We start from the raw sequence: 10,892 nt of genomic DNA on the forward strand, positions 1-10,892 counted from the left end.
ACCGAGCGGACAATCCGGCGCAATCTCGAACTTGCATCGCATTTGCTCCTTCATGAACGCGCCGCCGACGAGGGCCAGATGAATGGGGCCTCCGTCGCGAGTTTTCAGGTCCGGCAGTTGTTCGATGCCAATGGCGCGGATGCCGGGACGGAAGAAAATCACTTCCTTCGGGTCTTGCAGAATCGCCCCCTGAATGATGACCTCGACCGTCGTGCCGCGCTGTCCGATTCTCGGCAGGGTGCGCTCGATATTCGTCGGGCCGACCGCCCACACGGTGCCGGTGGACGCCAGCAAGGGGACGCTGAGCGCCAAAAGATTGAACAAGCGTCTCATGATTTAGCCAACCAGCGCGGGAACGAATTTGCCGTGGACGATTTCAATGGGCCGCGTGCCAAAGGCCAGCAGCTCCTTGTCACCATCAATGCCGAGCTGGTGGTAGATCGTCGCCAGCAGGTCCTCCAGCGGCAGCGCATCGCGGCCCGGCGCGGCACCTGTGGCGTCACTCGCACCGTAGATTTGGCCACGGGTGAAACCGCCGCCTGCGATGAGCATGGAGTAGCAGCTCGCCCAATGGTCGCGTCCGGCATCTTTGTTCACCTTCGGCGTGCGCCCAAACTCGGTGGTCACCCACACAATTGTCGTGTCCAGCAGTCCGCGCTGATCGAGATCGGTGATCAAGCCAGCAATGCCGTGATCCAATGCGGGCATAAAATCGAGGCAGGTCTTCTTCGCATCCACATGACAGTCCCAGAAACCGTAATCCAAGGTCACGAAGCGCACCCCCGATTCCACCAAACGCCGCGCCACCACGAGCTTTTCGGCAAGACCCTTTGGGGAGAAGCGATTGTCCGGCCCCCTCAGCCCGACGACTTCACTGCCGTAGAGCGTCAGCGTCTCCGCCGTCTCTTTGTCCAGCGAGAAGGCCGCTTGCGCCTCCACGGAGGTGAGCAACCCGTAGGCCTGTTTGTAGAAATCATCCATCGTGCCGAGCAGTTCAGGATCGGACTCCATCGCGCGGAGACGTTTTTCGATGATCTGCCGTGCGCTCTGGCGTTGGTCGTAGCGGTCCCGCGTCACCCCACCGGGGATGGAAAAGTCGCGCACCTTGTAGCCTTTGGAAGGTGAAGCGCCGAGTTCAAACGGCCCGTAAGTGCTGCTGAGGTAGCCTGTGCCTGCGGTTCCGATTTTGCCCGGAATCGCCACGTAGGGCGGCAACTCACCGCGCCGGCCCAACTCATGCGAGATCACCGAACCCATATGCGGATAGTCGATGACCGCCGTGGGCGTGTAGCCGGTGGACAGGTGATAAGTCGCCTGCCCATGATCGGGAATGCGGCCCACCACGCTGCGCAGTAGCGTCACTTTGCCGGCGATCTTCGCCGTCTGCGGGAAGTTCTCGCTCATGACCTCGCCCGACTTGGTTTTGACCACACCGAAACCGCCGCGAATCTCCACCGGTGCGTCCGGCTTGGGATCAAACGATTCCTGCTGCGGCATGCCGCCACCGAGATGGATTTGAATGACGCTCTTGGCCCTGGCCGTGAGCTTCTTGCCCTTGTCCATGCTCATGGATTGCCCATCCTTCGCCTGTGCCTGCAGTCGGAACAAATCGCCCATCGAAAGGCCGAGTGCGCCGAGCACGCCAGCCTGGATGGCCTGACGACGCGGCATGGCGCGGAAACCGGCGCATCCTTGGTGAAGTGAAGTGAAGTTGTTCATGATTGAGTGAGTTGTTTTTTGGGGCAGTGGAATGGATGGGCAGAGGAATGATTTGATAAGTAAAACCCGATTCCTCTGCCCCAACATTCCTCTGCCAATTTCATGGCTTTGCGATTCGAGAGAGGTTTCATTTCTTCGCCTCCAGGTTCCAAAAGTGGAGGTTCCCCGCAGTGTCGCCGCCACCGATCTTCTTTCCATCAAAGGAAAGTGCCGCGCTCAGCGGCTGGGCATCGGCGATGGCAAAGGCCGCGATCTCCTTGCCGCTGGCATCCCACAGGCGGACGGTGCGGTCGCGCCCGGCGGTGCAGAGATTGCCGTTGCGGTCGAACCGCGCCGTGAGCACGCCATTGGGCAGTTTGCCGTAAACACCCGCTGGCCGCGTGGGCGGGTGCGCATTCGGCTTGGAAATGGCGGGCCAGCCGTCCACCACATCCCACCAGATGATCAGCCCGTCTTCGCCTGCGGAGGCCAGCACTTTTGAGTCAGCACGCCAGTCGAGCGCACGGATGGATGCCTTGTGCTCCGCGAGGGTCAGCACCGCCCGCCCGGTGCCCGCCTCCCAGAGATGCAGCCCGCCCGCCCGGTCGGCCGTGGCGAGTTGTTTTCCATCCGCGCTGAAGGCCACCGCAGTGATCCAATCCGTGTGCTTGGTGATCCTGTATTTCAGCTTGCCGTCCGTGGTGGAGTAAACCTTCACCACTTTCCCCGAGCCACCCAGCGCCACGAGCTGCTGATCCGGGCTGAGGTCCGCCGCGATCACGCTATCCACCTCATCGCCGATAGCTGCGAGCCGCTTGCCCGTTTTCACGTCAAAGAGCACCACCTTGCCCGACTTCACCGGACGACCGCCGCCCACCATCAGCACCGCACCGTCACGGCTGAAGTGGATGACCTGCGGCACCCCTTCGGGAAAAGCCAGCCGACCCACCTCCGCCTGCGTTTCCACATTCAGCAGCCGCACATGCTCCTGCGCAGCCACCGCCAGCAGCGGAGTCCACGGACTCGCATCCATCGCCAGCACCGGCAGCGGACGCATGGTTTTCGCCACCTTCACCTCCGGCAGGTTTTCCGGCATCGCGGGTGATTCCGGCTTTGCCCCGGCCCCGGCGGCAGGTTTGAAACTCAGATCACGCTCCGCCACCATCGACTTGCTCGCCGAGGTCTCCCGCAGCCCGGAGTCGATCCATTGTTTAATCATAGCGATCTGCGCCTGCGGGATCGCCGCCTTTTTCGGCGGCATCCGCGCCCCGTCATCGGGATCGGTGATGGCTTGGAAAAGCAGGCTTTGGCTGGAGCGACCCGCCACCACCGCCACCCCACCGCTGCCGCCCTTCAGCGTGCTGGCATGAGTTTGCAGATTCAGATCCGCCTTCTGCTCGTCCTCACCATGACACTTCAGGCAATGCTCGCGCAAGATGGGCTTGATGTGCTCTTCATAAGTCAACGCCTGCGGCTCCGCTCCAACACCGCGCAAAACCAACGCCATCAGCATGGCGGTGAGAGTGAGGGAGAAAGTGTGTGTTCGGCAAAGAGTGAGCATTATAAATCGGCAGGCACAATTGATACGGCGGCAGCGGTGAACATTAGCAAAAGTCCGGCCGCTACGGTTTGCGCGGAGTCGTTGCGGTGCCCGTTTTGGTCCACTCAGCGGCGTCTCTAGCCAGCGGCGGGAGATGCACGTCCACGCCGATCACGGTGAAGGCGCGTTGGACGTTCGGGTCCGGCACCGGGGTCACGGTCAGCTCGTGAATCCCGCAGGGCAGGCCGTCGGCGACCGTGACATAGTCGTAGGGCATGCCGCTGTAGTAATCCGTCTGCGGTCCCCACCAACCGGGGCCATGGGGCACTTCGTCGCGGCCATCGGGCAGGATGTGCCACACGACTTGCGGCAGCTTGGGAAAGCCCTGCATTACCGGCTGTGGCTCGCCATCCTTCAACGGTTGCATGGCGGTGTGCCAATCCGTCGGCAGGATGGTGATGCGACCGCTGTTGGAGACGAACTTCCGGTCGTTCCAGCCCTCGCCTTCGAACCCTGTCTTCGACCCCACGAGGCGGAAACGCACCCGTTGATTGGCCTTTTTCTCATCGGCGTCGGCGTTGCCTTCGGTCACGGTGAGCACCCAGGTTTCCTCCTGCATCTTCGCACCGAGGTGATACGTCATCGGCGTGTTGGGCGCGGTGTTGCTCGCAACGCGCGGCTGCGGGCGCGTGCCGTGGAAGAGATTCCACTCGCTCGGCTTTTTCCCATCAATGAGCACCGTGGCGCGACCGTGCGAGATGGGCAGCACGAGGTCCACCCGCGTGCCTCGGAACTTCAGCCGGAGCTGGTCGGTGGCGGTGTTGGATTTTGCAATGCGGGTGTCGTTGTGCGTCCAGCCGTCGCCTTCCAGCACGATTTCATCCGTCTTGTTGTCGGCGAGGAAACGACCCACATCGAAACGCCGCACCTGTTCCGCCCAGCCTTGGCCGACGGGAATGGCCGACGGGAAATGCCGTTCGTAGAGCAGCGCCATCAGCGTTTCTCCTTTGCGATTCAGATGCACCTTGTCCCGCAGCAGGTCGGTGTTTTTCAACCCACTGCTCTGGAGGTAGTCCAGCCACTCGTTGCGGGCCTCCACCAGCTCCACGCCGTATTTCCGGGCCAATCGGCGCAGCAAAATGGTCTCGGCTCCTTCACGCGGAGAATCCGGCGCCTCGTTGCCGTCAATGTGCTGCGTGCGGATGACGATGTCCGCCGTCGTCTCGCTGCGCAGCTCGCCGAGGAATCGCTCCCACACCTCCGCAGTGCCCTGATAGGCGCTGAAAAGCACGAGGTCAGGCTGCGAGCGCAGAATGTCGTGCTTCAGCAGCTTCTGCATCCGCCACACGAACCATCCGCCGATGGCGCGGTTCTCCGCGATGATGGTGGTCTCGGGATAACGCTCGCGCAGCCGCTGAATCAACAACTCCGGCCAGCCCGACTCGATGGACTGCCCATCGAAAAGAATGCGCACCGACCGATGCGTGTATTTGCCCGACTCCAGCAGCGACATCGTCCGCGCCAGATTCGCGCCGAGCCACTCGGGATGCTCTGCCGCTGCGAGTGGCGGGATTTCCTGCGCACGGGCCAGCAGCTTGTCCTTCTCCGGCATAGGCACCGGAGTAGGCGCTTTCACAAACTGAGCATTCGGCCCCTGCACGGTCACTTTCACCTCGCGCAACGGCTCCGCATTTTCCCCCAACAGTCGGCAGGCAAAGCTGGTGCCACCGGAAAAGCGGACCAGCAGATGATTCGGCCCTTTTTTCAGCTCAATCGGCAGCTCACGGGCGAACTCGAAAGCAAACTCCCGATCAAACGTCCCCAGGTCTCGCCCATTGAGATACAGCCGGTGCTTGCCGCGGTTCGCCCCCGCCATGAGATTCGCCTTCATGTCGCGCGGGCTGTCCAGGCGGCAGTAGGCGTATTGGTAGCCACCATCCGGCATCACCAGCCGGGGAAACTCATTCCAAACCCCTGGCATGTCCGGCAAAACCATCCGCATGCCCTCCCAAACACCCTCGCCGATGCGCACCGTATCGCCCGGTTTCGTCGTCGGGATTGTCAGCGGCTTATCACCCTGCGGAAAGAGCTTCGAGTCGCCCATCGCCGCATATTTCGCCTCACCTCCCATCGGCTGGAAAGGATCCACCTCCATCTTCGTCTCCGGCGTCCGAATCACGAGCCAAGTTGTTACCTCGCCGAATCTTCCCAGCTCAGTCGTGACATCGACCGCACTGGCAGTGAGCGGCGCAAAGAGAAGTGCAATGAGTAGTCGGCTTCGGGTCTTCATATTTTTGTCTTCAATCTTTTTGTCGTGGAACTCAGGTATGCCGGAAGTGGTCTTCACTGAGGTTTACGGGCCTTGTTCACGGCTTCGATGGATTTTTGGATATTCTCCCGCCACACGCCTTGGAGTTTGTCGGGCTGGGCGCGGTGCAGGGTCTTTAACGCTGCGTCGAACTGGCCTTTGCGGGTCTGGATGCGGGCGATGCCTTGCAGGGCGGTGAACTCACTGGCGCCTCCGATGTGGGTGCGGCCTTCGACGATGGCGGTGTAGGCGGCGAGGGCTTGGTCGTCGTTCTTGAGGTTGTTTTCGCGGTTGTGGCCGATAGACTCCCAAACTCCGTCTCGTGTGCGCGGTTCACTGATCCAATCCAAAGCGGCGGTGAGGTCGGCTTCGGCTTTGTCGCCGGTTTTGGCGATGGAATAGGCGCGACCTCGCGCGTGGAAGGCAGCGCCGCGTTTCCAGAAGGGCCACTTGGAGAAATCTTCCGCGCCGAACTGAGCAATGATCTCAGCGGCTTTGAAGGTGTTGAGGAGGTGATCCATCTGCGCGGCCTTTTTCACGGACTCGATGGGGATGCGGGCGATGAGTTCTGCGGCGAGGTCGGGCTTGCGCTGGTGAATGGCGAACTGGGCGGCGAGTTCCAGCGCGTGGGATTTTTGCAGGTCGGTGATCTTGCCCTCGGCGGCGGCGGTGTAGGCGGCGAGGGCTTCCTCGCGCTTGCCGGTGCGGGCGAAGTCGGCGGCGAGGCGAATCTTTTCCAGGAAGTCGTCGTCCGGCGGGCCGTGGTCGAACTCGAAGCTGTTGCCGTCGTAGAAGGTCGCGAACTTCATTACCTCGTGGAAGCCGTCGGTGCCGGTCGGTGAGAAGGCAGAGTATTCCGCGCCATCTTCGCGGATGCGCTGGCGGCAGAGGTTGATGTGCCAGGGCAGGCTCTTGTTGGGTCTGCTGCCGATGACCTGGTGCAGCGGATCATTCTCATCCTGTGTGATCGGCAGACGGATCTCGATGGTCCAGTGATCGTCGGCGATGTGCGTGGCGACTTCGGCGTTCGAGTCCCAACTGAACCACTTGTCGCGCGAGGCACCGTGATCCAGGTCCACCACGGCTCCGCTCGGGCTGATGGCGATCTGGTAATACGAGCGCGATTCGGTTTCGAGCAGCAGCTCGACGGCATCGCCATACCAGAGTGCGCCGTCGTCTTCCTTGGTGGTGCCGATGTTGGGCTTCTCGCCGAGGCGTTCGTCGCAGCGGATGGCAAAGTAGAGATCACGGCCAAGCCATGTGGATTTCACCGTGGTGCCAAAGGTGGGCGGGCGTCCCGTTTGCAGCTCGCGCAGAGAACAGGTGGCGGAGGGAAAGGCGTTCTTCCACGCTTCGTCGTCGAGCTTGCCGTCGATGACCGGCTTGCTGCGCGCCTCGCCTACCAGCCTTAGCACGGGCACCGGGCCGCGCACTTTGCCGAGCTGCTGGCTTTTGTTGCGCAGACCTTTCAGGAAGTCGTCGATGAGGGCGATGCGTTTGCCATAGACACTCGCGGAATCGGCTTTTGCCTTCGCTTGGTCGAAAAGGGCGAGCGCTTCGTCGGCTTTGAGTTTGTCCTTTTCCATCTCCTGCCAGTTGGCCTCGCAGTATTCAAAGAAGGCGCGTATCTCCTGCTCCGCGGGTCCGTAGAAAAGGCGGCAGTATTCGCGGAACATCGCGTCCACGTCCGCGTCTTTGCCGCCCCAATACATCCGCGCGGTAAAATAGACCTGGAAGTGATTGAAGCCGATGCCTGCCGTGCTGGGCTCCTGCGGCACGGTGAGGGAGATGTCTTCGCCGTGCGAGATGCCCTTGGTGGCGTTCGTGCTCTCGCCCATTGCGTGCGGGGTGAAGGCGGGCAGATACCAGCCGCGGTCGATGAAGGGATAGTTCTCGAAGTTGATGATCGGATTGTGCGTCTTCGCCACCCAGCTCTCGCGTAACTGCCGAAACACCGCCTGCTGCTCTGGCTTGTTGTTCCTCGGGACTCGCGCACCGACGATGGAGACGACGACATTGGGCTCCAGCTTGTCGATCTTCAGCGGTGGCAGCGAATAGATGCCGTAGGCGCAGTTGAGCACCTTTCCGTGCCGATGCGTCTTGCTCACTTCCTTCGCCACACGATTCACAAATCCCCACACATAGTCCGAGGCGAGGCCGCCCTGGTCGCGCTCGGGCGAGTCTTTGCCCTGGCACTTCTCGCACTGGCAGATGGCGGTGTAACCATCCGGCGGCATCACCGAGACCATGCTCATTTTGAAGTGATCGAACTGCGCCCGGACATAGCGGACCGATTCCTGAAACAACTCTTCATTTGAGTAACAGAGCTGATTGTTCGCCCCCGGCTCAAAGCGCCGCTTGCCGCCATACATCGCGAACCACTCCGGATGCGCCGCGAAGACCTCCGCGTGATTCGTCATGGTATCGAGCCCGTGGGCGTCCTGGATGCCGTAGGGATCGCGCACACCGATCCGCATGAACCACATGGAATTGTTTCGCCCATGCACGCCGCCGTGGTAGCTGAAGCGCCGCTGCTCGAAGTCGGGCCGCACCGTCTCGTCGAGCTTCGGGAGCGGGATTGTTTTCAAAATCGGCAGCACTTCGCCGAGTTCACCCGGCAGATACCAGCGCACGCCGAGCTTCATGAGGAAACCGCAAACCGCATTGAACGAGCCGCGTTCGTCTTGATCCCACATCTGCAAAGGCGCGGCCTTCTCCGCAGCCTGTGCCGTGGGAAGACCGATGTCACTAGGCAGCGTGAAGCGGCTCTTATAAATCAGCAGATTGGGCAGGCCCCATGTCGCACCTGTGATCTGGTTCCATTCGCCTTGTGCCTTGCCGTTCACGATCTCCGCATTGTTCTTCGCCCACGGCTCGATGGGCGTGAACTCCGTGTCATCACCGATGAGCGCCAGCCAGTCCGCACCCGTCGCGATGCGATACGCACCGTCCTTGAGGCCCTCCGCCTTGACCGGCGATTGAGCACTGGCCCCGACAAAGATTTTCACCGCCTTCCCGCTCGCCTGAGTCACGATGGGCAACCGCGCGCCGCTGATCTTCGCGATCTGGTCCTGCAACTCCTGCGCGGCGAGCCGCGTCGTGCGCTGCGGCTTATCGCTGATGATGATCTCAGCACGAGGCTGGCCGTTTTCCACGAGGAAGGTGTCGGCAGCATGAACGGCAGCCAACGATGAGAGCAGAAGTGCAGTTAGGAGTGTGAGGACAAGCTTCATGGAAATCGGAGGGAACTTCTTTTGAGCCGAGTGAACGAATCTACCGCGCCACAGCCCCACTCAGAGAGCCAACTCGCTTGGCTCCGGTGAAATCGGTGTCGAGGAGGTGTTTCAAGACCGCGTGGTCAAAGGGTGCTTCAGCAGTGGGCGTGGCATCGTGTTTCTCGCCATCCCAGCTCAGGCTGACGAAGTCCTCCAAGCCGCGTCCGCGTGTGGTGCCTTGCTTTGGAGCATCGCCGAGGACGATGTTACCCACGATGGTCGCGCCTTCTCTTCCTTTCGGAAAGTTCATCGCGCTCTTGTCGCGCGAGTAGAGGACGTTGTTGGCGAGGATCATGCCCTCACGGGCATTCCATGAGCTGCCTTTGAAGGCATCACCGGTGTTGATGATGGTGTTGTGGATGACTTGCAGGTTCAGCGACTTGCCCTGGTGATCCAGGCTGGCGAAACCGGAGCCCTTGCCGCCGATGAGAACATTGTTGCGCACGATGGCCTCGCCCTGCACCTGCATGGCGCTGTCTGCACTGCGGCGGCAGAGATTGCGCTCGATGATGTTCACCGGCTTCCCGGCAGTTCCATACACGGTGATGCAGGGATACTGCGTGTCGTGGATGTCGTTCTCCGCGATCAGATTGCCCCACGAGCCTTGCTTCACCTCGATGCCATCGCCTTGCTCGCCTTTGCAGTCGTGGATGTGATTCAGCGCGATGACGCTCTCGCTCATGATGAACTGACCGTGGTTCGCGCCGAGATACATGCCCTCGCCGTGGCCGCCGCCGTGGTGGTGGTGATTGCGCGTGAGGAAAAGGTGGCGCGTGTTCGCGCTATTCGCACTGAGGCAAACTTCGCCCGTGTGATGGATGTGACATTGATCAATCCACACCTCGCTGCACTGCCCGAGCCGCAACCCGTGACTGCCGCCCGTGATCTCCACGCCACGCAGACAAAGATGATGCACCGGAGTTCCCTGGCCGATGTTGAGCACGTTCTGCTTGTCATCCGGGCGCGTGAGAATCACCTGCGCGCCATCCTCCGCCACGATCCAGATCGGTGCCTCCGCCGTGCCGCTGACGCCGATGTCCCACATCCGCTCCACGCTGTAAGTGCCTGCGGCGATGACGAGTTGATCCCCCGGTTTAAGCGCAGCGACAGCCTTGACGAGGGAGTCTCCATCCGGCTCGGCGTGTTTGATCGCGCGCTTCGGAGTGATATTGGCCCAGTCAGGCGAGTAAGGTGTGCCTGCCGCATGCAGTGCGACTGCGGATGCGAGAAGGAAAGCGATGATGATGTGTTTCTTGGGTTGGCTTACGGAGAGGAGTGAGAATGGATGGTTCATGAGGAATGATTATTTCTTCAAAACGATGCGTGCCGAGTGGATATCGGCAAACAGATCAGTGCTGGTGGCTTTGCGCTGTGCCCAGATGGCGAAAAGCGTGCCGTCGGCGAGTTCGGTGAGGGTGGGATAGCAGATGGACCAGCCGCGTACTTTTTCTGGTCGGTCGGCCAGCAAGGTCGGCTCACTCCAGGTGACTCCTTCATCGCGCGAGATGCGGATGAGCAATGGAAACCGGTGCGGATCAGGACCGGGATTGTAGGTCAGGACGAGTCTGCCATCGCGTGTGCAGAGCAGGTGGGAGGCGCTCGACGTGGAGGTGAGGCCGGTCTTCTCCGGTGCGCTCCACATCTCGCCTTTGTCTCGGCTGATGGAGCGCCAGAGCTGGCCGTCCTTGGTGCGCAGCATCATGTGGATGGCTCCGGATTTTGTCTCCGCGATGCTCGGCTCGCCGCCCTGGCCTGCGGGATTCGCCACTGCGCCGAATCGCGCCCAAGTTTTGCCGCCATCGTTCGATTTCATCACGCCACCGGCCTTGGTTCCCCGCGTGTGCAGCGGCACAAGCAGTTCGCCCGTGGAAAGCTGGATGCCATTGGAACGAGTCGTGTGATTCGGCTGATTGAGCTTCACTGGCTCGCTCCAAGTCTTCGCGGAATCACTGCTGCGGCGGAAGTAGATGTCGATCTGCGGAGTGAAGGCCGAAAAGAAGAAAAAGGTCTCTTTTCCGGCCACAAACAGCGACGGATCAAAATCAGCGCGTCCCGCAAAGTCCTGCAAAAG

Annotated in this window: 6 protein-coding genes and 1 pseudogene; all 7 read right to left on the reverse strand. The window is 61.2% G+C overall.

All coding sequences use genetic code 11. The features are described 5' to 3' along the window. Window positions 1–324: pseudogene (locus tag ACKVY0_RS01925) on the reverse strand (hypothetical protein); the annotation flags it as partial. A 12-nt stretch (window positions 325–336) separates the two neighbouring features. Then, window positions 337–1,719 (reverse strand): DUF1501 domain-containing protein, encoded by a 1,383-nt coding sequence (locus ACKVY0_RS01930; protein WP_409213097.1) that lies wholly within the window; start codon window positions 1,717–1,719, stop codon window positions 337–339. Window positions 1,720–1,846: 127 nt separating this feature from the next. Beyond that, complete coding sequence (locus ACKVY0_RS01935) at window positions 1,847–3,211, reverse strand: c-type cytochrome domain-containing protein (protein WP_409213098.1); 1,365 nt, start codon at window positions 3,209–3,211, stop codon at window positions 1,847–1,849. 109 nt (window positions 3,212–3,320) lie between these two features. Next, window positions 3,321–5,528 (reverse strand): SGNH/GDSL hydrolase family protein, encoded by a 2,208-nt coding sequence (locus tag ACKVY0_RS01940; protein ID WP_409213099.1) that lies wholly within the window; start codon window positions 5,526–5,528, stop codon window positions 3,321–3,323. Window positions 5,529–5,581: 53 nt separating this feature from the next. Continuing rightward, on the reverse strand, window positions 5,582–8,779 hold the full coding sequence (locus ACKVY0_RS01945) for a DUF4838 domain-containing protein (RefSeq protein WP_409213100.1): 3,198 nt from the start codon (window positions 8,777–8,779) through the stop codon (window positions 5,582–5,584). A 40-nt stretch (window positions 8,780–8,819) separates the two neighbouring features. Next, window positions 8,820–10,115, reverse strand: coding sequence for a right-handed parallel beta-helix repeat-containing protein (locus ACKVY0_RS01950; RefSeq protein WP_409213101.1), 1,296 nt, complete (start codon window positions 10,113–10,115; stop codon window positions 8,820–8,822). 9 nt (window positions 10,116–10,124) lie between these two features. After that, a partial coding sequence (locus tag ACKVY0_RS01955; RefSeq protein ID WP_409213102.1) for a sialidase family protein occupies window positions 10,125–10,892 on the reverse strand: 768 nt, incomplete at its 5' end.

It is taken from the genome of Prosthecobacter sp. (assembly GCF_046154365.1).
Classification (GTDB): Bacteria; Verrucomicrobiota; Verrucomicrobiia; order Verrucomicrobiales; family Verrucomicrobiaceae; genus Prosthecobacter.

What these genes read in the sequence shown, in the direction of transcription:
- ACKVY0_RS01950 (WP_409213101.1), bottom strand. Translation starts at nt 10,115, where the DNA reads ATGAACCATCCATTCTCACTCCTCTCCGTAAGCCAACCCAAGAAACAC.
- ACKVY0_RS01930 (WP_409213097.1), bottom strand. Translation starts at nt 1,719, where the DNA reads ATGAACAACTTCACTTCACTTCACCAAGGATGCGCCGGTTTCCGCGCC.
- ACKVY0_RS01935 (WP_409213098.1), bottom strand. Translation starts at nt 3,211, where the DNA reads ATGCTGATGGCGTTGGTTTTGCGCGGTGTTGGAGCGGAGCCGCAGGCG.
- ACKVY0_RS01945 (WP_409213100.1), bottom strand. Translation starts at nt 8,779, where the DNA reads ATGAAGCTTGTCCTCACACTCCTAACTGCACTTCTGCTCTCATCGTTG.
- ACKVY0_RS01940 (WP_409213099.1), bottom strand. Translation starts at nt 5,528, where the DNA reads ATGAAGACCCGAAGCCGACTACTCATTGCACTTCTCTTTGCGCCGCTC.